The sequence below is a fragment of the Pseudomonas sp. TWI923 genome, from assembly GCF_039673365.1.
In the GTDB taxonomy this organism is placed as follows: domain Bacteria; phylum Pseudomonadota; class Gammaproteobacteria; order Pseudomonadales; family Pseudomonadaceae; genus Aquipseudomonas; species Aquipseudomonas sichuanensis.
The window spans coordinates 1-26,762 of record NZ_JBDJLM010000021.1; the positions used below are offsets into that span (position 1 = coordinate 1).

Here is a 26,762-nt window from a genome sequence, read left to right on the forward strand (position 1 = left end):
CATGTTTGCTGGCCAAAGCCACGAGAATGGCCAGGTGATGAGAATCGAGACGATCAATGCCCAGGGATCGACGATTCCAACACAGGTGGTTCACTACACTTTCTTTCACAAGACGGCTGGAGGCAATCTCCAGCCGCTTTTGTCCGCATCTACCTGTACCCTGACGTCACGTACTGCCCACTTTTTTCTCGCAATAGAGGCAAGGCTCTACACCATAATTGCCTCAACGAAATATTCAGGATTTCCGCAGCTACAGTCCGCCCTATAAATACTATTGATGCAGCTGACGAGTGAGATTGCGGAACTTTTTTCGCATCTCTGGCTCCCAGCATAGTTGTGCACGATGGACGGCCTAAGCTATTTTTAGCAGTTCTTCGACCATAAATTTGTCGACTTCCCTGAAGACTACTTCTATTTCGCGCCATTCGTCACCATTCCAATCAAGTACGGAGTCACGCAAAACCTCAAGATATACCTGGAGATCCTTTCTTGGCAATCCTGGAAGAGCCGCATGCACAAAGACGATTTTTTGGCATGGAATCCAGCCGAGATCTCTCAAGCAGTCATATAAGGCATTCCAGTTAAATCCAAAACACCCTGGCAACCAAAGCAAATAATACAGCGCCTTTATCAATTCCTCTGCATTCCCAATGGCAGGGTCAACCCGCACATAAAAGACCTCAGCCGCATCATATGAAGGTGGGATATCCACAAACGTGAATGGCAACATTTTCGACCGACCTCAATTTTTTATATGAATGAAGGTTTTGTAGTGATCGGCTGTGTAATACATTTCGCCACTTTTTCCTACGACGATTCGCTGCCCCCTGGTCTTGCAATACTCGGCATAGAATGAACGTCTTCAGTTTAGTAACTGGCAGGTTTCTCAGGTAACCGCCGCTTTTCGGCTGCGCTACCTGATTACGCTGGTCACCGCCACTGGTCAGCGAAACATTACCACTCGTCTTGACCTGGCTGCCGACGCCCACTATCTGGGTGAATTCGCCGCGTTAGTGTTCGGCGCCCAGCGTAAATTGATCCGCCAGCCGGTGCAGGCACTGTCCTTCCACCACCCTGGCTGACTGAAGGCTTCGGAGTTCGCCCGCCACCAGCCGTCACCACAGCCAGCAACACCTGGCCGAGCCCTTGCTTAAACTCGGACTCTTGGCTCAATGCAGACGTAACATCCTACATTGTATCTTCATTGCTCTGTCCATCGACAAAGCTAATGACGGCTCCGACCTGGACCTTACCATCCGCTTTTAATTCTTTAACTTCCCCCTGAAATCTCAATTATTTTCTATCTGCTTTACCGGATCCCAACCATCAGGTTTGAGCTGATGCTTACTCCACCATTGCATCCCCTCAAAAATCCACTTTTCTCGTAATTCAGAATGAGCGACTGTCGAATCATCGTACCCAAACTCTGTCCCGCAACACGGGCAGATATTATACGAAGCGCATCCAAAACCATCATACGCTGGCTCATCGAGACCAGGGTAAAAGCACACTGGACAAATATGTATTTGATCATTACTGGGCATTAAAATAATCCAAATTTGAACCCTTGCCGTGCACTGCAGGATCAGGTTTGTAGTAGGTCCTAATACTTCCCCCACTGGATACGACGCCAAACTCATCGGTGCCTGGGTTGTAGCGTACGATATCTCCATTAGGTCGTGTTTTTTCAAGCACGCCAGCGGACTTAGAGGCTGTTAAAAATTTATCAGCTTGTGCTTGATATTCAAGCGAACTTTTAGCTCCAAAGTCGCTGCCATGACGAGCAAAATGGTCATCAAGCTTGGCTTGGTCGGCAAACTTCGCCCCACTACCAACGCCTGTTCCCCCCGCGGGCCCCGTCTTTCCACCACCCTGGCTGACTGAAGGCTTCGGCGTTCGCCCACCACCACCCGTCGCCACACCCAGCAACACCTGGCCGAGCCCTTGCTTAAACTGGGACTCTTGGCTCAATGCAGACGCAATCTCCTGCATCGCAGTTTCATTGCTCTGTCCAACGACAAAACCAATGACAACGGCGATCTCGACCTTGCCCTCCTTCTTTAATGCTTTGACTTTTTCCTGCAACAAGGGTTGGTCTGCAAGCAATTTCGTGAGCAACACGTCACACAGCTCAGGCGATTGCCTGCAGGTGTCTCGCAACCTCTTATTGCGCTCTTCATCGAGCTGAGCGTACTCCTCCCTGATACCCTCTTTGCATTTCTGATCCAGGCACTCGTCCTGGCGCTTCAGCATCTCCTCCACTTCCTCGTGGAGCAGATAGTTGTACTGCGTAGCCGTCCCCGCCACCCAAGCCCCAGTCTGCAGCGCCGCCTCGTCTCCACCTTGAGCAGCGGCCGCCAGCACCCCGATCACCTGCGAGTTCATCGTCAGCAACCGTTTCTTCTGCTCGGGGTCCATCGTGCCGTACCACTGCGACAGGCTGCCAACCAGCGCTTCGTTCACCCCTGCGGCCAGCGCCCCTGTCTTGAAATCACCGCCCGCCGCTTCCGCCGCCAAGCCTCCCATGATGGCGTGCAGTCCGATCTTGGCGACGCTGCCTTCCTTCAGGTTCCACCGGTCAGGACTGGTCTGGTCACCCACCCAGTTGAAGCCTGCGGCGGCAAATGTGTTGGCAAGGCTGCTGCGCAAGGCATCACTGAACGAGCTGTCACCGCCCAAGGCGCGATCGAGCACGGTAGAGGTGCCGTTCTGCAGCAACTGATTGCCCGCGAAGCGGCCTATGCCTTCCAGTTTGGAGAGGCTTTCGGTAGTGACTACTTTTCCGCCGTTCTCCAGTGCCCCGGCCGGACCTGTTTTAGTCCCCATCCAATCGTCGAACAGCCCAGCGGTAAGACCGGCCGTAATCCCGGAAACAAGGTAACCGCGCAGGGCATCGCTCGATGTCAGGTCCTTGAATACCGCGCCCAGGTCGCCCTTGTTGTTGATGGTGCTGATCGCTGCGCTGCTGGCCGCCGAACTGGCCACAGCGGTAGTCGCGGCACTGGCGGCCGTACCGATCGTGGTGGCTGTCGTGGTGCTGATGCCGGCGGCACTGGCAACACTGGTGGCGGAAGACCCGACACTGGTGGCCAAACCACTCACCGCGCCTGCGGTGAAGTACGCCACCACGATGGCGATGATCATCGCCGACGCAGCACCCAGCCCCGAATTGCTGTACTTGAAGGAGTCGTGAACTTCCTTCACCTGCCGCCAATCCACATCCCCACGCTGTTCTGCAGCCTTGATCCAGGCCAGCTGCGGATCGGCCGCGACCATTGCATCGATGGTCTGGCTTACCGTCTGCTGGTCTACCTGCCTGAGATCGATGCGTAGCCCTTCGACCGCCTTGATGGTGATGCTACCGGCCGCCTGCATCTGCGTCTGGCGCAACGTTTCGTCCGTGCGGCCTTTGCCGCTGGCTGAACTCCAAAGCGCGTTGTTGTTGGTCTTGGTGTGGCTTTCGTCATGCAGGTCTTTCACGCCTTCAAAGACAATTTCACCACCGCTGTCCAAGGTCAGGTCGCCACCGCTTTTGAGCTGCGCCACCTGATAACGCTGGTCACCGCCACTGGTCAGCGAAACATCGCCCCCCGCCTTGACCTGGCTGCCAACATGGGTCACCTGGGTGACTTCGTCGCGCTTGAGCTTCAAGGCACCGAAGCCACCCTTCTCCTGCATGTCGTATAGGGTGTGGTCGGTGTTCTGCTGCGCCAGAAACTGCAGGTTCTTGCCCGCCTTCAGCGCCAGGTCGTCGCCAGCGGTGAGGTTGCTGGAGACCACGGTCACATCGCGCTTGGCGTCGACGGTAAGTTTGCCGCCGGCACTGAACTCGCTGGCTGCCTGACGGGTATGGTTGTCTTCCTCGTTGATGCGTTTCTTGCCCCGCTTGGTGCGGGTCTCGACGCTGTCTTCATCGGTGGCCGAGCCCAGGTACAGGTCACGACCGGCGCTGACGGTCAGGTCCTCGCCTGCCCTTGCCGTGCTGGCGACAACGTTGATGTCACGCCCCGACTCGATCGTCAGGCCACCCCCACTGGTCACGCTGGAGCCAAGGTTCTTGACCTGGGTGTTCACGCTGTACTTGTGACCACCGTTGCGGCTGACATGGATCTCGCTGCTGTCGGCCACCGACAGCAGGTTGATGTCACGCCCTGCCTTGAGCGTGGCATCGCCCACACTGCTGATCTGGCTCTTGTTGGTCAGGTCCCGGCCAGCGTTCAGGCTCAACTTGCCGGTCGCGCTGATGCCGGCGCCATCGTCGAGCACGGTTCTATGGCCGGAGCCTTCCGCGACCAGAATCGCCGTACGATCGTTGACGATATCGCCGCTCAGCGCGGTCAGGCTGACGTTCTGGCCACGAATATCACCGGCCATTGCGTTGCGAATGCTGTCCTGGGCCAGCATCGACAGGTTTCTGCCAGCCTCGACCAGGCCGCCTTGATAGATGCTGCTACCCGCCACCACGCTCAGGTCGTTGCTGGCCCGCAGAACGCCGACGCTGACCAGGTTGTTGCCGCTCAGCACATTCACATCGCGGCCTTGCACCAGGCTGCCACCACGAATATCACGCGAGTCGACCTTGGCCAGGTAGAGCACCGGGGCCAGGACCTTCTCGCCCTCGACCTCGCGTTCCTCCATCCAGACGATGTCATGGGTGAGCGCCGCCACCTGCGCAGCACTCAGCTTCACCCCCATGGTCAGCCCAAGCTGGTCCTTCGAGGCAATGGCGTTGTCCATCAGGTAGCGGAACTGTTCGTACTCGCTGGTCAGGCCATTGGCCAGAAAGCGCTGCCCGGTCTGCGCCAGAACGGCATCGCTCACCAGGCGCGTCTCGTAACCACCATCGCCCAGGCGCCGCCAGGCCTGCTGCGTGTCAAAGCCGCCCAATTGATCCAGCAGGTAGTCCGAACTGAAGAAGTTCTTCAGGTTGGTCAACTGCGGGTTGGTCTCGACCAGGTAACGGCCCTGCGGGTTACGCGCCTGGGTGAACATGCCGTAGTCGCCCTGCGGCAGGCGGAACGTCGGCAATGCCGTCGGGTCCACCGCAACGAACGGCGAGCCGCTGAAATCAGCCGGCACGAAGCTGACCTCCACACTGCCATCGGCGCCGACCTGCTCGACCCTCGTCACATCCTTCGGGGGCTGCGGGGCTGGGCTGCTCGGGTTGATCGCGATCTCGATACCGCCGACTCTGGAGGCGGTGGTCTGGTCATCGCCCAGGCTCCCGGTCAATTGCGCCAGGGTGTTATCGACCAGGCTGCCGTTCTGAATGTTCTTGGCAACAGTCAGTTTGACCTGGCCACCGGCCTGGATGGTCGCGGCGTAAACGGTATTGCCGTTCGGGCTCCAGGTGGTGACGTCGCTCATGCTGCTGAAGCGGTCATCGGCTGAGCGACTGATCAGCTCGTTGAAACCCGCCTCGTCGAAATGACCGCCCGCTACTGCGGCGTTGAACGCGGGGACGTCGACGAACTCCATCTGGTCCCAGTACCCGGTAGCGATCCTTCCCGGTGTGCCGCGCTGGATGATCTGGATGCCTGAACGGGAAACGGCCCCCTGGTTGAGCAGGCTGTCGGCGACCAGGGTCATGTCGCCGTTGGCCGCCATCAGGCTGTAGCGGTTTTCGATGTGCTGGGCATCTACCGTCAGGCCTTTACCTGCCACCAGCCGCGCCGACGGCGAGTTCTTGGTCGGTGTCTCGTCGAGCACCTTGGTGATGGTGATGGTGCCGCGCTTGAACGAATCCCCACCACCGCAGTGCTGCCCACACACCCAGGACAGGCTCCCGGACACCAGCCCCTTGCCCAGCTTGAACTCGGCTTTGGCGTTGGTCAGCTCGATGGCCTTGATGTCGATGTTGCCTGCGCTTTCGACACTGCCGGACAGGTTGCTGAACAGGCTGCCCTTTTCGCCATCCAGGCCGGCGAAGCTGAGGTCACCGCCACTGTAGATATCGCCGTAGTAATTGCTCAAGGTGTCGCCGCGCACACTGAGCCCGGTACCGCTGAACAGCACGCTGTCCTGGTCGTTGTAGACACCATCCGCAGCTGTCAGGTGGGCCGACTTCAAGGCGCCGAGGCTGCCGCGGTTGTTGATGCGTGCAGCTTCGATGGTCAAAGCCTGGTCGGCGACCAGGCGGCCAAGATTGTCCAGCGTGCCTTGCAGGGTCAGTCGGATATCGCCGCCACTGGCCAGGCGCCCGTTGTCCTGGGTGAGATTGATGGCGCCAATGTCGATCAGCTTCAGCGACGAAAGGGTACCGCTGTTGTTCAGGTCGCCAGCAAGCTTTAGGGTCAAGTCACCGTCGGCCACCAGCTCGCCAGCGTTGTCGAGGCTGGCCATGTCGAAGGTCAAGCTACCCGCACTGGCGATTCGCTCGCCCACGGCCAGCGTCAGGCCCTGATGGCTGGTGTAGGTCAGGCCACCGTTGAGCTGCCAATTGCCCGCACCCTCTACCTGGCCAACACGCCAGTCGCCCGTGCCAAGCCCCAGCAATTGACCGCGACTCCCCTGCAACGCCGCCAGATCGATAGAGAACACGCCTTGGCCGGCATGCTCGATATGGCCATCGCTATTGAGCAGGCTCACGACATCGAGCGTGAAGCCATGGCTGCCGATCGCCACGTTGCCACTGCGGTTGTCCAGCTCATCGTTCAGGACAATTCGACTGGCGTCACCGCCTAGCGCTCGTAGTTGTCCCCCAGCACTGTTGTCCAACCGCTCACCTTCGACCACCAGACCAGTGGCGGACTCCACCAGGCCTGCGCGGTTGTCGATCCGCTTCACGATCAGTTGAAGGTTGCCCTTGAGGCTGGCAATCAGCCCGAGCGTGCCCTCCAGGGCACTGTTGTCCAACGCTGCAGCGGTTACCTCTACACTGGCACCTTTGATGCTGCCGCCCTGGTTGTGCAGCTCGCCCTCATCCCCCATGCGCAGTACCAGCGCAGCGTCTTCGGCAAGCAAGGCGCCCTGCTGGTTCTGCACGGCTGCTGCAACCACTTCGAGCCCCTCGCTACCGGCCAGCACCTTGCCCTGCTCGCGGTTATCGATATCGGCCGCCTGCAGTTTCACCTGGGTGCCCAGTACCTGGCCGCCACGATTGTCGATTTGCCCCTGTTCGGCGGCCAGTTGCACCTGCTTGCCCACAACCACGCCGCCGCGGTTGTCGATGTTGGCCGCCTCTATCGCGATGGCGCCAGTGGTGGACTGCAGGCGCCCTCCCTGGTTGTTCAGGTCATCGCTGGCGATTATTTCGAGCTTGCCATTTTCGGCACTGACTCGACCCTGCAGGCTGTTGTCCAGGCTGGTCAGGTGCGCGGTCAGGTTGTCAGCAATGAGCGCACCGCCCTGGTTGAGCACTTCACCGCCAGTCAGCAGCAGTGAGGTACCGGCCAGTACCTTGCCTTCGCGGTTATCCAACTGCTCCTTCGCATGCACGGTCGCAGTACCGCCGCTGGCAGTGATTGCCCCCTTGCGGTTGTCGATGCGCGCGGCCGAAACGTCGACTTCGCTGGCCACCAGGCTGGCACCCTGGTTATCCAGAGTTTGTGTGGCACCGACGCCTATCTTGCGGCTGGCGATCACGCTGCCGCGGTTGACCACCTGATCAGCGGTTAGCGTTACATCCCCGGTGGCATTGCGGCTGCCGTTGAGGTTGACGCCAGCATCGATGCTACCGCCGTTGCTCAACCGGCCAGCGCTTTCGAGGCGAATGCTGTCATGGGCCGCCAGGCTCTGTCGGCTGTCGAGATCCCCCTGGGCCTTGATCGTCAGGTCTCGGCCCGCATAGACCGGGCCATCGAGCTGAACGCTGTCGGCGTTGACCTTGACCGCTCCACTGGAAACCGCCTGAGCCATTGTGAGCTTGCCATTGGCATCGATCTGGATGTCCCCGGCGCTGGTGGCCATGTTGCCCGCCAGACGCACGCCGACACCCTTTTCCGTTCCCACCAGGCGAATGGCGCCGGCATACATCCCGCCCAATGCGGAGCTGTCGATGGCCAGCTCCGGCGCCTGGCTGCCGTCAGCGGCTCGGGCGACGGCAGTGAGGTCATCGGCCTTGACGTCATTGCGCCCGGTGATGACGTTCAGCTTCTTGGCGTAGATCTCGGCGTTGATCCGGGCGCTGCGGGTAATCACGTCGAATTGCTCGACCTTGCCCGCCCGGAACCCATCGCCCTCGAAGCTGACGCTGCCGCCGTCGACCTGGAAGCGCTCGACACGGCCTTGCTCGATCACAGGCTTGCCCGTAGTGAGCGTCACCCGCGGAGTGTTGATGAAACCGCAGCCGTTGCACGTGATGCCATAAGGGTTGGCGACGATCACATGCGCCGACTGCCCCGCCACTTCGGTATAACCACGCAGTTGGCTGGGGCTGTTACCGGTGACTTCGTTGAGAATGACCGATGCAGCCCCGCCCTTCAGGTTGGGGTTGCCCAGGATGATCCCGCCCAACTCGGTGGGCTGGGTTCGGTTGGGGGCATTGTTGAGGATCAGCCCCTGGCTGCCGACGTTGTAGTCCTGGAACTGGTTGTGTGACAGCCCGCTGCCATTGGGCGTGGCAATGTTGACAATGGGTACGCCATTACCCGCCTGTCCAAGCGTCGTGCCTGGAGCGCTGACTACCAGCCCCTCGGCCTGTACCAGCAACGGTTGCCAGAACATGGCATTCGCCAGAATGAACGCCAGCCCACGCTTGGGCAGGCCGAGGAAGTGTTCCCGGCATGTCAGGGCAGCTGAAGGCTGGCGTGCAAGGAAGGCGAACTGGCGAACGTCCATGGTCGAGAATCTCGTATCGGTCTAAACAGAAAGCGCAACGGCTAGAGGAAGAAATCGAGGCGGAAGTAGGTGGGTGTCTCCCGCGCTTCGATCGGCCCGGGCCGCTCCAGTGAATGCGCGAACGTCACGCTGGCGGCCATGTTCTGCCCCCGGGCGAACAACTCCAGCGAGTGACTCGACATACGTCCGTGCATTTCGGCGTTGTAACGGTCATGGCGAATGACGCCCTGGTCGTAGCCAAGGCCGACGCCGTACTCGGCCAGCACCGGCCGCAGCCAGTCGATGCTGACCGGGCGACTCCAGCGCAGGTCGCTGCGCCAATAGCTGCCACTGTCACCTGACAGGCTCTGGTCCTTGTAACCACGAATCGACGACTGGCCGCCCAGGCTCATACGCTGCGGGCTGAACAGCACATCCTCGCTACGCTGGCCGGTCACCAGGCTGCTCAGGCTGAAGGACTCACCCAACAACTGGAAGGGCTGCAGGTAGCTCAACGTCGCGGTGTACTTGCGATAGCGGGCATCTTGTTGTCCAGGGCGAGGGGCGTGATTGCCCTGGGCGTCCAGGGCGCCGATACCGTTCTGCATGCCCAGGTCAAGGTTGATATAGGCATTGCCGACCCGTCGGCCATGGTTGATGCCGAACTGTGCCTCGCTGATGCGATTGCTGCTGTTCCTGAGCTTGCTGTCTTCGATGAAATTGTTGGTGCGCAGGTGCGCAAGCCCTGTGCTTACCGAGGTCTTGCTGACAGCATCGCGAAAGATCACCCGCTCCAGGTACAGCTGATGATTCTGGCTTTCACCGCTCTGCTTGAAGTCGAAACCCAGGGCCTGAATCTGCGAGCGGTATTCACTTTGGCTGTACGTGTAACTGAGGTTCCACCAACCAAACGGCACACTGTAGCGAAGCATCGCGTTGTTCGAGGTTTTCTGGCGATCGCTGACCGCGTCATGTCCGCCGCGCAACAGCAGTTGATCGGACAAGCCCAGGGGGCTGTCCCAATCGAATGAGGCCCCCCACTGCTGCTCACCGGTACTCGCCTGCCCATCGTTATGCCGTGACAAACCCACCCGCCATGGTTTCTGTCGGGTATTCCTGACCAGCACCTCACTGCCGCCAATACGCTCGCCGGGCGCCAGTTCCATCTTCGCGTTGTTCGACGGCAGGCGATTGAGCTGGTCAACCATCTGCTCGATTTCGCGCAGGTTCAGCAGGTCACCGGGCTTACCGGGAAAGCTCATGGCCAATTCGCGTTCGGACAACCCACTGTCCTCGGCGCTACGAACACGCTCAAGGCGCCCCTCGACGACAAGCACCTGCAAAGCGCCGCTGGACAGATCCTGTTGCGGCAGATAGGCACGGCTGGTGACCAGCCCCTTGCCGAGGTAATGATCGGTGATTGTCTTGAGCAACAGATCGAGCTGCGCCACCCCCAGGCACTGGCCAGTGAAGGGAGTGAGCAGGCGTTGGCGCTCGGCACTCGACAGACTGTCAGCCCCTTCCAGGTCGATGGAACTGATCGGGAAGCAACGCTCATCGTTGGACGCTGAAGGGGTTACCGGGTTGCCGGACTGCCCCGGCAGGTTCTTGAGATCCTCCAGGCGACGGCTCTGCTCCTCGAGCAAGCGGTCCTGGCGCTCGCGGATAAGATCCGTATCGCCAGGAGTCGCCGCCGATACAGTGCTTGGGAACAACAAGGCGCCAAGGATCCCTGTGGTTCGTAAGAAGTGATTCGTCCTGGAAAACATTGAATGGTCACATGCGCGTGATATCACTACGACATCACTGGGCGCGCGATTCTACCAGTCGGCTTGTTGACGTCAAATTTTTGCACTTGTCAGGACGGCCCTGACAACGACGTCCACCCGCCATGCCTTCAATAGCGACACCCCGGCGCCACCTTGTCCGTGTAGGAGCGGCCTTGTGTCGCGAAAGGGCTGCGAAGCGGCCCCAGGATCTATGGGTTCCCACAAGATTGCTGGGGCTGCTACGCAGCCCTTTCGCGACGCAAGGCCGCTCCTACAGGGGATCGCGCAGGCTCAGCAAATCAATCGCGATAGCCTGGCGCCACCTTGTCCAGCAAGCGCAACAACGCCGCCCAGGCCAACTGCATCGCGTCCGGATCGGCCAACTGCCCCTCCTGCAACGGCCGCCCGGGGTCATTGAACTGCCGCTCGGTATGCGCGCACACCGCATGGGGCGGCAACACCAGCTTGCCGCTGGCCTGGGCGGCGAGCTGGATCTCGCAGGCTTTCTCCAGGTAATACATGCGCATGAACGCCTCGCTCACGCTGCGCCCTACGGTCAGCAGGCCGTGGTTGCGCAGGATCATCACCGGCTGCTGCCCCAGATCGGCCAGCAGCCGCTGCTGTTCGCTCAGGTCCAGCGCCACGCCCTCATAGTCGTGGTAGGCGACCTTGCCGTAGAACTCCATCGAGATCTGATTCACCGGCAGCAACCCGCACTCCAGCGCCGCCACCGCGCAACCGGCGCGGGTATGGGTGTGCAGCACGCACTGCGCATCTTCCCGGGCACCATGGATGGCGCTGTGGATCACGAAACCCGCCGGGTTTACCGGATAAGGCGAAGGTTCGACGGCATGGCCGTGCAGGTCGATCTTCACCAGGTTGGAGGCGGTGATGTCATCGAACATCAAGCCGTAGGGGTTGATCAGGAAATGATGCTCGGGCCCCGGCAGGCGCACTGAGATGTGGGTGAAGATCAGGTCAGTCATGCGAAAGTGCGCGATCAGCCGGTAGCAGGCCGCCAGTTCCTCGCGCAGGTGTCGTTCGGTAGGCATGGTCACGGGTTCCAGGTTTTTAAGGGGTGGCTGGAGAGTAGAAGACTGTCCAGCCGCGATGGGTTACTTGCTGGCCGCCCAGGCGTTGAAGCGTTCCTCCAGTTCTTCGCCATGATCAACCCAGAACTCGACGTTCATGGCCAGGGCGCCCTCAAGGTTCTGCTTCGAGGTTGGCACCCACTTGGCCAGCTCCGGCGCCAGCGCGGCGGCCGCCTGGGTGTTGGTCGGGCCGTAGGGGATCTGTTCGACGTAACGCACCTGCGCCTCGGGCTGGTTGGTGTAGGCGATCAGCCGCTCGGCCTGCTGCACATGCTTCGAGCCCTTGATGATCGCCCAGTAGTCCATGCCGTACAGGCTGCCGGGCCACACCAGCGCCAGCGGGCTGCCGTTCTGTGCGGCGGCGGCGATGCGGCCGCTGTAGGTCGAGGTCATCACTACGTCGCCGGCAGTCAGCCATTGCGGCGGCTGGGCGCCCGCCTCCCACCACTGGATGCTGGGCTTGAGCTGGCTCAGCTTGGCGAACGCACGATCAACGCCTGCCGGGGTGGCCAGCACCTTGTACACGTCTTCAACCTTGACCCCGTCGGCCAGCAGGGCGAACTCCAGGTTGTACACCGCGCGCTTGCGCAGGCCGCGCTTGCCCGGGTACTTCTTCACATCCCAGAAGTCGGCCCAGGAAGTCGGCGCCTGGGCCAGCTTGTCGCGGGCGTAGGCGATCGCCACGCTCCACACCAGCGCCGCCGAACCGCATTCCTGCGCGGCGTCGGCAATCAGCTGGTCCTTGTGGCCCAGCTTGTTCCAGTCCAGCCGCTCGTACATGCCTTCATCACAACCGCGCAGCAGGTCGGGTCCTTCGATCTGCACCACGTCCCAGTCGACACTGCCGGTGTCGACCATGACTTTGATCCGCGCCATCTCGCCGTTGTACTCGGTCTGGATCAGCTTGCTCTTGTCCTGGGCGCTGAAGGGCTGGAACAACGCCACGTCCTGGGCCTTCTGACCGGCACCGCCATAGCCCACCACGACCATGTCCGACCCCGCCTGGGCGCTGCCCAGGCCAAGCCACAACAGCACCGCGTACAACCCGGGTTTACGTGCAAAAGCGCTCATCGATGGACCCTCTTTGTTGTTTTTGTGAGGTTCACCCCTGAGGCGGGGGTGCTGTCGAAACTAGACAACGGACAGTAAAAAAACAAGTTGATTTTTTACTATAGGTACATTTTTATAAGAAAAAACAACAACACCCCGCTGGAGCCTGCCCGTATGTCGACCGCCTTCACGCACCTGTTCGAACCGCTGCAGCTCCGTGGCAAGCGTCTGAAAAACCGCATCATGTCCAGCGGCCACGACACCTCCATGCCCACCGACAACCTGGTCAACGAGCGGCTGATCGCCTATCACAAAGCCCGTGCCGAGGGCGGTGTCGGGCTGATCGTGCTGCAGGTGGCCGGGGTGCATGACAGCGCCCGCTACACCTCCCATGTGCTGATGGCCACCGACGATGCCTGCATCGACGGCTACCGGCGCCTGGCCGAGGTGTGCCACGCCCAGGGCACCGTGGTGCTGTCGCAGATCTTCCACCCGGGCCGCGAAATCATGGAGTCCGCCGACGGCCTGCTGGCGGTCGCCTATAGCGCCTCCGCCGTGCCCAACGAGCGCTTCCGGGTGATGCCGCGCGAGCTCGACCAATCGATGATCGACGAGATCGTCGCCGGCTACGCGGCTGCGGCGCGGCGCCTGCACCAGGCCGGCATCGACGGGGTCGAAGTGGTCGCCAGCCACGGCTACCTGCCCGCGCAGTTCATCAACCCCCGGGTCAACCGCCGCAGCGACGGTTACAACGGCGACCTGGAGCAGCGCCTGCGCTTTTTGCGCGAGATCCTTGCCGCCGTACGCGCCGCCACTGACGAGCAGTTCATCGTCGGCCTGCGCATCAGCGCCGACGAGCGCGATGCCGAGGGCCTTACCGAGGACGAATCGCTGGCCGCCGTGCAGGCCCTGCAGGCGAGCCTGGACTACGTGCACATCGTCGCCGGCAGCTCCGCCTCGCTGGGCGGCGCCATCCATATCGTCCCGCCGATGGCCATCGAGGCGGCGTACCTGGCCCGCGAAGCCGGCACCTTCAAGTCGCGCCTGCAGATACCGCTGTTCGTCACCGGCCGGATCAACCAGCCCCAGGAAGCCGAACTGATCCTCGCCCGTGGCCAGGCCGATGTATGCGGCATGACCCGCGCGCTGATCTGCGACCCGCAGATGCCGAACAAGACCGACAGCGGCCGCGCCGAGGATGTGCGCGCCTGCATCGCCTGCAACCAGGCCTGCATCGGCCACTTCCATCGCGGGCTGCCGATCTCCTGCATCCAGCACCCGGAAACCGGGCGCGAACAGCAGTACGGCAACCTGCCCCCGGCCAGCGTGCGCAAGCGGGTCATGGTGGTGGGTGGCGGCCCCGCCGGCATGAAGGCCGCCGCCGTGGCGGCGGCACGCGGGCACCAGGTGACGCTGTATGAGGCCAGCGCGCAACTGGGCGGCCAGGTGCTGCTGGCACAGTTGCTGCCCCGGCGCAGCGAGTTCGGCGGTGCCAGCACCAACCTGCAACGGGAGATGCAACTGGCCGGGGTCGAGGTGGTGCGCAATACCCGCGTCGACCGCGCCCTGGTCGAACGCGAACGCCCGGACGCGGTGATCGTCGCCACCGGTGCCGAGCCGTACTGGCCGGCGTTCGAGCGTGGCGGCGAGCTGCAGGTGGTCGATGCCTGGCAAGTGCTGCGCGACCAGGTGAAGCTCGGCCGTTCGGTGCTGGTGGTGGACTGGCGCTGCGACTGGATCGGCCCCGGCATCGCCGAGCGCCTGGTGCGCGCCGGGCACCAGGTGCAGCTGGCGGTCAACGGTACCCATTGCGGCGAGAGCCTGCCGCTGTACGTGCGCGACCAGCTGGCCGGCGAGCTGCACAAGCTGGGCATCCCGATCACGCCCTATGCCCGCCTGTATGGCTGCGACGACAACAGCGTCTACCTGCAGCACACCGCCAGCGGCGAGGCGATGATCTTCGAAGGCATCGACACCCTGGTGCTGTGCCAGGGCCATCAGCCGGTCGACACCCTGGCCGAGCAGATCAAGGACCTCACCCAGGTGCAGCGCATCGGCGACTGCCTGGCCCCGCGCACCGCCGAGGAAGCGATCCATGAAGGGTTGAAGGTCGCCGCCGCCTTGTGAGCCTGTTTATACTCCGGGACTTTGCAGGGCCGACTGGAAACCGCCATGAATCGCCACATTGCCAAAGCGCCGCCACCTGCCGAGGACGGTAGCCCCGCGCCGCAGTTCCTCGGCACCCGCATCCGCGGCCTGCGCAAGCGCCGCGGCATGACCCTGGCCGAGCTGGCCGAACAGAGCGGGCTGACCGCCGGCTACATCAGCCAGCTGGAGCGCAATCTGTCCTACCCGTCGATCCCGGCGCTGTTCAACATCGCCCGCACCCTGGGCGTGACCATCCAGTGGTTCTTTGCCAGCGAAGCGGTCACTGCCCCGGAAGACGAGGGCTATGTGGTGCGCAGGAACAGCCGGCTGAGCGTGCATTACGAAGACGGCATCGTCGACCAGCTGCTCACCCCGCAGCCCAGCCGCGAGCTGGAAATGCTGCATTCGCGCTTCCCCCCGGGCACCTACAGCGAGCAAAGCTACAGCCATGACGGCGAAGAGGCCGGCTACCTGCTGTGCGGAACCTTCGAGCTGTGGGTGGGCGAGCGTCACTTCCAGCTGAGCGAAGGCGACAGCTTCAGTTTTTCCAGCCAGGAGCCGCACCGTTACGGCAACCCTGGCGACGTCGATGCGGTGGTGATCTGGGTGATCACCCCGCCGACCTTCTGAGCCCACCACAAGAACAACACAAGGTGCCGCCCCATGACCGATCTGATCCTGCACGAACTCGACGAGGGCCTGCTGACCCTGCGCCTGAACCGCCCGGACAAGCTCAATGCGCTGACCAACGCCATGTACACCCGGTTGGCCGAGTTGTTCGAGGCAGCCAATGACGACCCGCAGGTCGAGGTGATCGTATTGACTGGCAGCGCCGAGTGCTTCACCGCCGGCAACGACCTGCCGGACTTTCTCGACCAGCCGCCCACCGACCTGAACAGCCCGGTGTTCCGCATGATGTGGGCGGTGCTGGCGCTGGACAAGCCGCTGATCGCGGCGGTTGCGGGCCCGGCGATCGGTATCGGCACCACCCTGCTGCTGCATTGCGACCAGGTGTTGGTCACCCGCGATACCAAGCTGCGCACGCCGTTCGTGCCGCTGGGCGTGTGCCCGGAGTTCGGCGCCAGCCTGTTGCTGCCACGCCTGCTGGGGCACGCGCGGGCCGCGCAGGTGTTGCTGTGCAGCCAGTTGCTCAGCGGTGAGCAGGCCGTGCAGTGGGGGCTGGCGACCGAGCTGTTGGAGGATGGCGCACAATGCCAGGCCGCCGCCGTGAAACTGGCCCGCCGCCTGCAGCGCCTGCCCAGCGATGCCCTGCGCATCAGCAAGCAATTGCTCAAGGATGCCCATCGCCAGGAGCTGGCGGCGACGGTTGAGCGTGAAGGCCTGGCGTTCATCGCCCGCCTGCAGACGCCCGAGGCAAAGGCGGCGTTGCAGGCGATGGTCAAGGGATGACCACCCCAAGAAGTATGCACGTCCTCTGTAGGAGCGGCCTTGTGCCGCGAAAGGGCCGCAAAGCGGCCCCAGCGTTACCACATAGATTGTCGGGGCCGCGCCGCGGCCCTTTCGCGGCACAAGGCCGCTCCTACGCCGACCGCGCTGAGCTCAAGCAATGCATGGCAGCCCCATGTCAAAAACAAACCAGACGTACCTTTGCGGAGACCTGAATGCTGCGTGTGTTCGAGCGATGGCTAGACCCCTTCCCACCCGATGAAGTCCCACCGCCACCGGTAGGGCTGCTGCGTTTCCTGTGGGCCTGCACCCGCGGCGCCCGCGGCTACATCCTCGCCCTTGCGCTGTTCAGTGCCGGCGTATCGATCTACGAAGCCTGGTTGTTCTCCTTCCTCGGCCAGGTGGTCGACCTGCTCCCGGCCTGGCAGGCAGGCACCGCCGCAAGCGGTGAAGAAAGCCGCGTGCTGTGGGGCATCGGCCTGGTGCTGCTGGCCAGTATCGGGCTGGTGGCGCTGCGCACCCTGATGCAGCACCAGGTGCTGGCGATCAACCTGCCGTTGCGCCTGCGCTGGGACTTTCACCGCCTGATGCTGCGCCAGAGCCTGTCGTTCTTCTCCGATGAATTCTCGGGCCGGGTCACCACCAAGGTGATGCAGACCGCGCTGGCGGTGCGCGAGGTGCTGTTCACCTTCATCGAGATCATTCCCGGCATCGGCGTGTACTTCATCGCGATCATCGCCCTGGCCGGCGGTTTCGCCTTGCAGCTGATGCTGCCGTTCATGGCCTGGCTGGTGCTGTTCGGGCTGGCGATGCTGTACTTCGTGCCGCGCCTGGGCAAAGTCGGCCAGGAGCAGGCCCATGCGCGCTCGTCGATGACCGGGCGCATCTCCGATGCCTACACCAACATCACCACCGTGAAGCTGTTCTCCCATTCCAAGCGCGAAGCGCACTTCGCCCGCGCGGCCATGGAAGACTTCAAGCTCACCGGTTTTCGCCAGATGCGCCTGGTCAGCCAGTTCGAGATCGTCAACCAGGCGCTGGTGGTCGCCCTGATTCTCGGTGCCGGCGGCTATGCCCTGTGGCTGTGGCACCAGGGCCAGGTCGGCGCCGGCGCCGTGGCGGCGATCACCGCCATGGCGCTGCGCATCAATGGCATGTCGCACTGGATCATGTGGCAGATGACTTCGCTGTTCGAGAACATCGGCACCGTGCAGGACGGCATGGCCACCCTCACCCGCGGCCCCAAGGTGCAGGATGCGCCGAACGCTGGCGTACTGCAGACCCGCGGCGGAGCGGTGACCTTCGACAAGGTGAGCTTCAACTATGGCGGCGAACGCCAGGTGCTCGACGACCTCACCCTGCACATTCGCCCCGGCGAAAAAGTCGGGCTGGTGGGCCGCTCGGGTGCCGGCAAGTCCACGCTGATCAACCTGCTGCTGCGCTTCTACGACGTCAACAGCGGCACGATCCGCATCGACGGGCAGGACATCGCCGAGGTCACCCAGGACAGCCTGCGCAGCGCCATCGGCATGGTTACCCAGGACACCTCGCTGCTGCACCGCTCCATCCGCGACAACATCGCCTATGGCCGCCCCGAAGCCACCGATGCGCAGATCCGCAGCGCCGCCGCCAATGCCCAGGCCGATGGTTTCATCAGCCAGCTCAGCGACAAGCAAGGCAACAACGGCTACGACACCCTGGTGGGTGAGCGCGGCATCAAGCTGTCCGGCGGCCAGCGCCAGCGCGTGGCCATTGCCCGGGTGATGCTCAAGAACGCCCCGATCCTGCTGCTGGACGAGGCCACCAGCGCGCTGGATTCGGAGGTCGAAGTGGCCATCCAGGAAAGCCTCGACGAGATGATGCAAGGCAAGACCGTCATCGCCATCGCCCATCGGCTATCCACCATCGCGGCCATGGATCGGCTGATCGTCATGGACGAGGGGCGCATTGTCGAGCAAGGCACCCATGCCGAACTGCTGGGCAAGAACGGCACCTATGCACGGCTGTGGCAGCACCAGAGCGGTGGGTTCCTGGGCGAGGACCAAGGGGTGGTCGAGAGCGTGGAGTAGGCCTGGCGGGGGCTGCGTTGCCCCCCCACCGGTCAATCAGGTCCGGAACCGTCGCACCAGCGTATCCAGCTCATTCGACAAGCCCGCCAGGCTCTGCGAATCCTGCCGCGCCGTCTGGGCCAGTTCGGCCACCAACTGCGCATCGCCGTGTATCTGGCTGATATGCCGATTGATCTCCTCGGCCACCTGGTGCTGCTCTTCGGCCGCCGTGGCAATTTGCGTGTTCATGTCGCGGATGACGTCCACCGACTCGCGGATCTGGCCGAAGCTGTCACGGGCCAGGCCGATGCGGCTGACCGACTGCTGCGAGACTTCCAGGCTGGCGTGCATCTGCTCGGCGACCTGCGCGGTACGGCTGGCCAGGTTGCCCAGCAGGCCGTCGATCTCTGCGGTGGAGTCGGCGGTGCGCTTGGCCAGCGCCCGCACTTCGTCGGCAACCACCGCAAAGCCCCTGCCCTGCTCACCGGCACGGGCCGCTTCGATCGCCGCATTGAGGGCCAGCAGGTTGGTCTGTTCGGCAATTGAACGGATCGTGCCGAGGATCGACTGGATGGCATTGCTGTCGCGCTCCAGTTGCTGGATCGACTGGGCCGACTGCTCGATCTCCTGGCTCAGCCGATCGACGCTGTGCACCGCGGCGTCGATCTGCTGCTGGCCGTCACGGGCCTGTTGCTGGCCGCTGTCGGCCGATTGCGCGGCCTGGCTGCACGAACGCGCAACTTCATTGGCGGTGGCGACCATCTCATGGAAGGCTGTGGACACCATGTCCACCGCTTCACGCTGGCGCCCGGCAGCCTCGGCCATGTCATGGGCAACACGTGTCGAACTGTTGGAGGTGCTGAGGATCTTGCCGGCGGCCGCACCAATGTGCTGGATCAGGCTGCGGATGGCACCGAGAAACTGGTTGAACCAGTTGGCCAACTGCGCCGTTTCGTCACGGCCACGGATGTCCAGGTTGCGGGTCAGGTCGCCCTCGCCCTGGGCGATGTCCTCCAGGCCGCGGCTGACATTGTTGATCGGGCGCACGATCAGGTTGGCGAACGCGGTACCGGCAACCGCGAACAGCGCAGCCAGCAGCAACGCGATAGCGCCGATCAGCCAGCTCAGGCGCGAGGTGCTGCGCATCACTTCGTCGTGGCGGATCAGGCCGATGAAGGTCCAGCCCAATTGCTCGTCAGGGTAGATGTTGGCCATGAAGTGCTCGCCATTGATCTCGACCTCGAGCAGGCCTTTGCCGGCCTTGGCCAGGTCGGCGTAGCCATCGCCGAAACTGGCAAGCTGTTTGAAGTTGTGGCTGGCGTCCCGGGGGTCGACCATCACGTTGCCGTTGTTCTCCACCAGCATCACGTAGCCACTGTCGCCCAGCTTGATCTGCTTGAGGATCTCGGTCAGCCCTTTGAGCGACACGTCGATGCTGACCACGCCGCCCGGGTTGCCCAGTGGGTTGGCGACGGCGCGCACGATGCTGACCTGCACGGTGTCATCGGCGGCCCAGTAATAGGGCGCCGTGCGCAAGGTCTTGCCGGGGTTGGCGATCGCCAGCTGATACCAGGGGCGCTGGCGCGGATCGTAGTCGGCGAAGTCTTTCGTGGCGGGCCAGCCCACGTAACCACCGTCTGCTAGCCCATAGGAAACGTAGGCATAGCTGGGGTGAGCGTCCGCCAGACGGGTCATGAACTGGAAAATCTGCTGGTCCCGGGCGCCCAGCTCATTGCCGGTGCTGGCGCCCAGGTACTTGTTGACCTCACTGCCCGTGGCCGTGACCAAAGGTTGCGCGGCCAGGTAGTTGACGTTCTGCTCGATGCCCTGGAAGAACAGGCTCATCGCATTGCCTACCTGGCGAATCTCCCGCGTGCTGTTGTCGACGAAATTCTCTCGCGCCTCACCGCGCAGGTTGAGGACAACCAGCATGGCAACCAGGCCTATCGGTATCACTGCGATCCCGGCAAAGGTCCACATCAGCTTGTGCTTAATGTTCATTCATCCCCCTTGAACCCGCGCAACGTTCACCCGGCCAATAGCCGTCGTTAGTGGGTCGCCATCTGGCGAGCATTGGTTTTTTCGCGACGCTGGTAGGCCAGCAGCAAGCCGGCGTACCAGAACGGCATGACGTACAGCGCAGTGCGGGTATCCGGCTCCAGGGCCAGCAAACACAGGACGAACAACAAAAAGACCTGCGACAGCGCTGCGCAGGCCTTGCCGCCCGGGAGCTTGAAGGTGGATCGCTGGTGGGCCTGCGGGTTCTGCCGGCGGTAGGCAAAGTAAGCCATCAGGATCAGTGACCAGGTGACGATGATCATCACTGCCGAAATGGTCGAGACCAGGGTGAACACCGTCATGACTTCTGGGATCACGAACAGCAGCGTCAAGGCCAGGGCCATGCATACACCCGAGAACATCAGCGCACGGACGGGCGTGCCCGTGCCCGACAAGCGCCCGAATGCCAAGGGTGCCTGGCGCTGATGGGACAGGCCGTAGAGCATCCGCGACCCCGAATACACGCCACTGTTGGCCGATGACGCCGCCGAGGTGAGCACGACAAAGTTGATGATGCCGGCAGCGGCCGGAAGCCCGCCTAGCAAGAACAGCTCGACGAACGGGCTGCGATTGGCGGGGACGTTGGCCCATGACACCACACTGATGATGCACGCCAGCGCCGCGACATAGAAAAGCAGGATACGCATCGGGATAGTGTTGATGGCCTTGGGCAGGGTTTTCTCCGGGTTCTTTGCCTCGGCGGCGGCAGTGCCGACCAGTTCTGTGCCGACGAACGAAAAAATCGCGATCTGAAAGCCCGCCAGGAAGCCCAGGATGCCGTGGGGCATGACCACGCCCGGGGCAACCAGGTGGCTGAAGGACGCCGTCACCCCCGCTGGCGATGTGTAGGCAGTGGCAACCATTACCAGCCCGGTGATCACCAACAGCACGATGGCAACGACCTTGATCAGCCCGAACCAGAACTCGACTTCGCCGAACGCCTTGACCGCGAGCATGTTGAGGCCCAACAGCAGGAACATCGTGGCGAAGGCCGGCAGCCAGGTGGGCAGATCGGGGTACCAGTACTGCATGAAGCCCGCCACCACAACCACATCACCCACGGCCGCCACCACCCAGCTGAGCCAGTAGGACCAACTGAGAATGTACCCGGCGCGTGGCCCCAGATAGTGGTGCACGAGGTCGGCGAACGAGCCCATTTCGAGGTTGGCGAGGAGCATCTCGCCCATCGCCCGCATGATGCAGAAAACGAAGAAGCCGATGATCGCGTACACCAGGATGATCGAGGTGCCCGACAGCGCGATGATCTTGCCTGAGCCCATGAACAGGCCGGTGCCTATGGCGCCACTGATCGAGATGAGTTGGATGTGGCGATTTTCGAGCCGCCGCTTGAGCACACGGCCATCTTCTGCTGTCGCGTCAGGCGCGTCACAGGTGTGTTGCATCATTAACCTCTTATTCTTTTTGGTAAAACCTGGTCTTTAACCACACCCTTGTAAAACTGGCACGCACGTACAGTTCTCTTGAGCACTTGAAAGTTGCAAGACAGGGATGGGAAACCACACAGACGACAATAAAAATCCAGTGACGTAATTTCACCGGACTGGCTAGCTTTTCGAAACTCGGAACTATTGAGCCGACTTATTCTGCCAGTCGACCTGGCCAAGCGGAACATAACAAACTGCGCACACCGCACCCCGCTTCATACAGAGTGCCAGCCTCGGCTGACAGAGTGTCCAGTGGCACGGCCAGAACCTGCAGGCCGAGTGATCACATTTTGAACGTGGACAGCAAAATGCTGGTTTCAGTGTTCTCGATATGGGGGATCGAGCGAATGGAGTTCAACACCCGGTCAAAGCCTTCCAGCGTGTCGGCACGCAGTTCCGCCATCAGGTCCCAGCGGCCGTTGGTGGTGTGGATGGCGACCACATTGGGGTGCCCGCGCAGCGCACGCTTGACCTCGGCAGCATGGTGGCCACTGATGGCGATGCTGGTGATGGCCCTTACCCCTTGCTCGGGAGCATCCGAGCGCAGGCGAATCGTGTAACCCAGAATCACGCCCTGCTCTTCCAACTTGGTGATCCTGTTCTGCACCGTTGCCCTGGCGACCCCCAGTTTTTTTGCGAGCGTCAGGACTGGCGTGCGCGCATTGTCCCGCAGCAGCGCGACCAGCGCCCGATCAATATTATCCATGTTGAATACCAGGCTGTTCAGATTGTCATTCGAGGGGCGCAGATTGTGTAGAAGTCTTTCAAAACTGGCAACCTGCACGCTTCATATTGACGCCTTCTTTCATCACAATTTTCCGGCAGTTGATATTGCACGCCCGGCGATTAAAACGCGCTTGCCAAGTGCACTGTTTAATTGACACCCCCGACACGCTCGGACTTGATTCGTGCCTTGGGTGCATTTCCATTAAAACAAACCCGACGCGCAGCCGATGTTGCTGCACGCACTCAACCCCGGTAATAACAAGATGGCATTTCCAATACGTTCGATTCAGGCACCTGCGGCAGTGGTCATGGTCCGGCCACATGCCTTCACCCCCAACCCGGAAACCGCAGCAGACAACGCGTTCCAGAGCGCCAACCCTGACATCGCCACGGCAACCCTCGCCGAAGTGGCGCGTGACGAAGTCACCCAGGCGGCGCAGCGGCTCATGGCCGAGGGTGTGCGGGTTCACCTGTTCGATGACCTGGGCGAGCACGACACCCCTGACTCGGTGTTCCCCAACAATTGGTTCTCCACCCACCCAGGTGGCCATATCGCCATCTACTCGATGTACTCGAAGAACCGTCGCCGCGAGCGCCGGGCCGATGTCATCGAGATGCTCAAGCACGAGTACCGGGTGCAGGACGTGATCGACTACTCGGGCCTGGAGCAAGACGAGCTGTTCCTGGAGGGCACGGGTGCGATGGTGTTCGACCACTTGTCCAGGGTCGCCTACACCGCACGCTCGAACCGCGCCGACCCGATAGCCCTCGAGCGGTTCAGCACCCATTTCAATTTCGAGCCGATGGTGTTCGATACGGCGGATGAAAAAGGCTCGCCGATCTACCACACCAACGTCTTGATGTGCGTGGCGACCGAGTTCGCCCTGGTGGGGTTCGACACCTTCACCAACAAGGCACGGGCCGAAGAGGTACGCATGCGCCTGATCGAATCCGGCCGAGATGTGATTGACCTGACCAACCAGCAGATCAACGAGTTCGCGGGCAACGCCATCGAGCTGTCTGGGCGGGATGGGCGGCTTCTTGCGCTGTCACGCCGAGCATGCAACAGCCTCACGGCCGAGCAGCGCCAGCGCATAGAGCGCTCGGCGCGGCTGGTACCGCTGGACGTGCCGACGATCGAAATGGCGGGTGGCTCGGTGCGCTGCATGATCGCGGGCATTCATCTTTCCCCTCGCCAATAGGGCCCAGCGCGAGCTGTCGTGACTGCGTCTGCAACGACTCGATCGGTCGCAGCCCAGCCCCATCACGACAGGTTTCATTGCGGTCTATCCGGGACACTTCCGAGGGCGGGTTGCGGTGCCGAGGGCGCCGCCAGCCCGCCCTACCAACAAGAACGGAAACCCCGACATGACCCGACACGCCCTTAGCCGCATCGCCATCGCCCTGCTGCTCGCCAGTGGCGCAAGTTTCACCCTCGCCGCCCCCTTGCTCGACACCGGCCGCAGTGACGCCCCCGCTGCCGCGACCCTGGCACACAGCAACGCATGGCTGGAAATCGACCAGCTTGCCTTCGAGCACAACATCGCGCGTATCCAGAAACTGGTCGCCGGCAAAAGCCAGGTCTGCGCCGTCATGAAGGCCGACGCCTATGGCAACGGAATTGCGCTGCTGGTGCCGGCAGCCATGCGCATGGGCGTCAGCTGCATTGGCGTTACCAGCAACGAAGAGGCGCGCGTGGTCCGCGAAAAAGGCTTCAAGGGGCGGCTCATGCGCCTGCGCATCGCCAGCCTGGGCGAGGTGCAGGATGCGCTGCCCTATGCCATGGACGAGTTGGTCGGCAACCTGGAGGTGGCGCAGCAACTGGATGCCCTGGCCAAGCGCAGCGGCCAGCGGCTGAAGGTGCACCTGGCACTCAACTCCGCCGGCATGGGCCGCAACGGCGTGGAAATGGGTACGCCCCAAGGGCTCAAGGATGCCATTGCCATGGCTACCCTCGGGCATCTGGAGGTGGTCGGCATCATGACCCACTTCCCAGTGGAGGAACGTGAGGATGTGCTCAAGGGCCTTGCCCGATTCAAGGAACAGTCGGCGCTGCTGATCCGCCAGGCCAAGCTCGATCGCAGCAAACTGCTGCTGCACTGCGCCAACACCTTCACCACCCTGGAGGTGCCTGAAGGCTGGTTGGACATGGTGCGCCCGGGCGCGGCGCTGTACGGCTACCCCGTGGGCGGCCACGAGGAGTTCGAGCGTGTCATGCAATTCAAGTCGCAGGTGGCAGCGGTCAACAGCTACCCGGCCGGCAGTGGCATCAGCTACGACCACACCTACACCCTGAGCCGTGACTCGCGGGTGGCCAACATTCCCGCAGGCTACTCGGACGGCTATCGTCGGGCTTTCTCCAACAAGGCTTCGGTGCTGGTCAATGGCAAGCGCGCGCCGGTAATTGGCAAGGTCACCATGAATACCCTGATGGTCGACGTCACCGACATTCCGGGGGTCAAGGCGGGCGATGAAGTGGTGCTGTACGGCAAGCAAGGGGCTGACGAGATCACCCAGGCAGAACTTGAGACCATCAATGGGGCGTTGCTGGCCGACCTCTACACGGTTTGGGGCAACTCGAACCCGAAGGTGTTGAAAGCCAAGTGATGGCGCGTAGCATCGCCTGATGCTGCAGTGACTGTCAGATCGAACGCCGCGCGGGCGGCGCTCGACCTGGCAAGCACTGCAAGTGCTACCGCCTTGCGTTCAGCGCACCTGCCCCGCAATCAACCCCAGCGCGATCACGATCATTACCATCCCCGACACCCGCCCGACCACCTGCGCCGCCGCCGGCCGGGTCCGCAGCACCGCCTTGGCGCCATACCCCACCATCAGGTACACCACCAGCGAACTGGCCAGGTGTACCAGCCCCAGCAGCAGGATCTGCAACCACACCGGCCAGCTCGCCTGCGGGTCGGTGAACTGCGGCAACAGCGCCAGGAACAGCAGGAACACCTTGGGGTTGAGGCCGCTCACGCAAAAACCCTTGAACGCCCAGCGCGACCCGGAATCCGTCACGCGACCCTCCCCGACCTCGGGCACCGCCGGGCGCAGCAGCAGGTTGCCGCCCAGCCACAGCAGGTAAACGCAGCCCGCCAGGGTCAGCAGGGTCAGCGCCAGCGGGTGCCCGGCGATAAGGCTACCGACCCCGGCCGCGACGACCAGCGTCACCAGAAAATGCCCCGAGAGCATCCCCGCCACCGCCGGCATCACCCAGCGCCCACGCATCCCGGCAGAAATGGCATAGGCCCAGTCGGCACCGGGAGTGATCACGAACAGCAAGGACACGGCCCAGAACGCCGCCAATACACTCATGGTCACTTTGAATCTTCCTTCCACAGGGGTTTCGTTGAAAGCAAGATTACGGATATCGCCCGGGGATTTTCTTTCGTATATTCCCCATCTTAGCCACCAACCTGGAAGATTCTTCCCTCATGGACCGAACCGATCGAAAAATCCTTGCCGAACTGCAAAAAGACGGGCGCCTGTCGGTAACCGAACTGGCCGAACGCGTGGGCTTGAGCCTGTCGCCCTGCCACCGCCGGCTCAAGGCGCTGGAAGAGTCCGGCGCCATCCTCGGCTACCACGCCCGCCTGGCCCCCAGCGCCCTGGGCCTGAACTTCGCCGCGCTGGTGTTCGTCACCCTGCGCGAGGTTACCCGCCAGCCGGTGGCGGACTTCGAAGCGGCGGTTTCGCAGATACCGCAGATCGTCGAGGCGCAGCGGCTGTTTGGCGACCCGGATTACCTGCTGCATGTGGTGGCCAAGGACCTGCCGGCGTTCCAGAAGCTGTATGACGAGCAGCTGACCAGCATTCCCAATGTGAAGCGGTTGAGCTCGACGTTGGTGATGAAAGAGGTGATTCAGGATCGGTTTTTGCCGATGTAGGCATTTCGGTTTTTCGGTTGCCTGTAGCGGCCTCTTCGCGGGTAAACCGCCGCTCCCACAGGTACACCGCCATCACTGTGGGAGCGGGTTTACCCGCGAAGAGGCCGGCATTGCCCCTCAAAATCCATGCTCCATTCATGTGCATGCCGCACCAACAACGGCCATGCCGGCCTCAGTCACCAACCCTATCGCGCCGCCTCCCGCCGCCTCCCGCCACTTGGCACCCACCTTGCTACCGTCCCCCGCTTAACCTTTTGCCAGCCTTAGCTTTTTTAAGGTTCATGAGCACAAATTTACTAATTTCCCCTTGCCTGCCCCGCCGCCATCATCGCTCCAACAAGAACGCGTCGCCCCTTGTCGGCACGCGCCCGGCAAC

Annotated in this window: 17 protein-coding genes; 8 read left to right on the forward strand and 9 right to left on the reverse strand. The window is 62.3% G+C overall.

Annotated elements, in window-relative coordinates; all coding sequences use genetic code 11:
* On the forward strand, positions 1 to 268 hold a 268-nt coding region (locus ABE459_RS11135; RefSeq protein ID WP_323833506.1), incomplete at its 5' end, for a hypothetical protein.
* 84 nt (positions 269 to 352) lie between these two features.
* On the opposite strand, the gene ABE459_RS11140 is transcribed toward ABE459_RS11135, so the two are convergent.
* The 5 genes from ABE459_RS11140 to ABE459_RS11160 form a co-directional block, all read right to left on the reverse strand.
* On the reverse strand, positions 353 to 730 hold the full coding sequence (locus ABE459_RS11140) for a barstar family protein (RefSeq protein WP_258641985.1): 378 nt from the start codon (positions 728 to 730) through the stop codon (positions 353 to 355).
* Positions 731 to 1,533: 803 nt separating this feature from the next.
* Entirely contained in the window at positions 1,534 to 8,778 is a 7,245-nt protein-coding gene (locus tag ABE459_RS11145; protein ID WP_346648026.1) for a DUF637 domain-containing protein, read from the reverse strand.
* Positions 8,779 to 8,819: 41 nt separating this feature from the next.
* Positions 8,820 to 10,526, reverse strand: coding sequence for a ShlB/FhaC/HecB family hemolysin secretion/activation protein (locus ABE459_RS11150; protein WP_346648027.1), 1,707 nt, complete (start codon positions 10,524 to 10,526; stop codon positions 8,820 to 8,822).
* 299 nt (positions 10,527 to 10,825) lie between these two features.
* Complete coding sequence (locus tag ABE459_RS11155; protein WP_323833510.1) at positions 10,826 to 11,578, reverse strand: class II aldolase/adducin family protein; 753 nt, start codon at positions 11,576 to 11,578, stop codon at positions 10,826 to 10,828.
* Positions 11,579 to 11,641: 63 nt separating this feature from the next.
* On the reverse strand, positions 11,642 to 12,688 hold the full coding sequence (locus tag ABE459_RS11160) for an ABC transporter substrate-binding protein (RefSeq protein WP_323833512.1): 1,047 nt from the start codon (positions 12,686 to 12,688) through the stop codon (positions 11,642 to 11,644).
* A 153-nt stretch (positions 12,689 to 12,841) separates the two neighbouring features.
* Here ABE459_RS11160 and ABE459_RS11165 point away from each other — a divergent pair, with 153 nt between their 5' ends.
* The 4 genes from ABE459_RS11165 to ABE459_RS11180 all read left to right on the forward strand — a co-directional run bounded on the left by ABE459_RS11165 (position 12,842) and on the right by ABE459_RS11180 (position 18,291).
* The gene (locus ABE459_RS11165) at positions 12,842 to 14,794 is read left to right on the forward strand and encodes an FAD-dependent oxidoreductase (RefSeq protein WP_323833514.1); all 1,953 of its coding nucleotides are present in this window, start codon (positions 12,842 to 12,844) and stop codon (positions 14,792 to 14,794) included.
* A 45-nt stretch (positions 14,795 to 14,839) separates the two neighbouring features.
* Positions 14,840 to 15,445 (forward strand): cupin domain-containing protein, encoded by a 606-nt coding sequence (locus ABE459_RS11170; RefSeq protein WP_110992860.1) that lies wholly within the window; start codon positions 14,840 to 14,842, stop codon positions 15,443 to 15,445.
* Positions 15,446 to 15,478: 33 nt separating this feature from the next.
* Entirely contained in the window at positions 15,479 to 16,225 is a 747-nt protein-coding gene (locus ABE459_RS11175) for an enoyl-CoA hydratase-related protein (RefSeq protein WP_125464357.1), read from the forward strand.
* Between the two features lie 212 nt (positions 16,226 to 16,437).
* Positions 16,438 to 18,291, forward strand: a complete 1,854-nt coding sequence (locus ABE459_RS11180; protein ID WP_125464358.1) for an ABC transporter ATP-binding protein — start codon at positions 16,438 to 16,440, stop codon at positions 18,289 to 18,291.
* A 36-nt stretch (positions 18,292 to 18,327) separates the two neighbouring features.
* Here ABE459_RS11180 and ABE459_RS11185 read toward each other — a convergent pair whose 3' ends face one another.
* The 3 genes from ABE459_RS11185 to ABE459_RS11195 all read right to left on the reverse strand — a co-directional run bounded on the left by ABE459_RS11185 (position 18,328) and on the right by ABE459_RS11195 (position 22,479).
* Positions 18,328 to 20,271 (reverse strand): methyl-accepting chemotaxis protein, encoded by a 1,944-nt coding sequence (locus ABE459_RS11185; RefSeq protein WP_323833516.1) that lies wholly within the window; start codon positions 20,269 to 20,271, stop codon positions 18,328 to 18,330.
* A 47-nt stretch (positions 20,272 to 20,318) separates the two neighbouring features.
* A complete protein-coding gene (locus ABE459_RS11190) occupies positions 20,319 to 21,731 on the reverse strand; it encodes an amino acid permease (RefSeq protein ID WP_258706619.1) in 1,413 nt (470 codons plus the stop codon).
* Between the two features lie 325 nt (positions 21,732 to 22,056).
* Positions 22,057 to 22,479, reverse strand: a complete 423-nt coding sequence (locus ABE459_RS11195; RefSeq protein WP_110992856.1) for an Lrp/AsnC family transcriptional regulator — start codon at positions 22,477 to 22,479, stop codon at positions 22,057 to 22,059.
* A gap of 328 nt (positions 22,480 to 22,807) precedes the next feature.
* Here ABE459_RS11195 and ABE459_RS11200 point away from each other — a divergent pair, with 328 nt between their 5' ends.
* A complete protein-coding gene (locus ABE459_RS11200; RefSeq protein WP_346648030.1) occupies positions 22,808 to 23,701 on the forward strand; it encodes an arginine deiminase-related protein in 894 nt (297 codons plus the stop codon).
* Between the two features lie 166 nt (positions 23,702 to 23,867).
* Positions 23,868 to 25,106 carry an alanine racemase gene (gene alr, locus ABE459_RS11205; RefSeq protein WP_323833520.1) on the forward strand — a complete coding sequence of 413 codons (1,239 nt, stop codon included), beginning with the start codon at positions 23,868 to 23,870 and terminating at the stop codon, positions 25,104 to 25,106.
* Positions 25,107 to 25,205: 99 nt separating this feature from the next.
* Here alr and ABE459_RS11210 read toward each other — a convergent pair whose 3' ends face one another.
* Positions 25,206 to 25,820 (reverse strand): LysE family translocator, encoded by a 615-nt coding sequence (locus tag ABE459_RS11210; RefSeq protein ID WP_323833522.1) that lies wholly within the window; start codon positions 25,818 to 25,820, stop codon positions 25,206 to 25,208.
* Positions 25,821 to 25,933: 113 nt separating this feature from the next.
* Between ABE459_RS11210 and ABE459_RS11215 the strand changes: the two genes are divergently transcribed.
* On the forward strand, positions 25,934 to 26,386 hold the full coding sequence (locus ABE459_RS11215) for an Lrp/AsnC family transcriptional regulator (protein ID WP_258704479.1): 453 nt from the start codon (positions 25,934 to 25,936) through the stop codon (positions 26,384 to 26,386).
* The last annotated feature ends 376 nt before the right edge of the window (positions 26,387 to 26,762 follow it).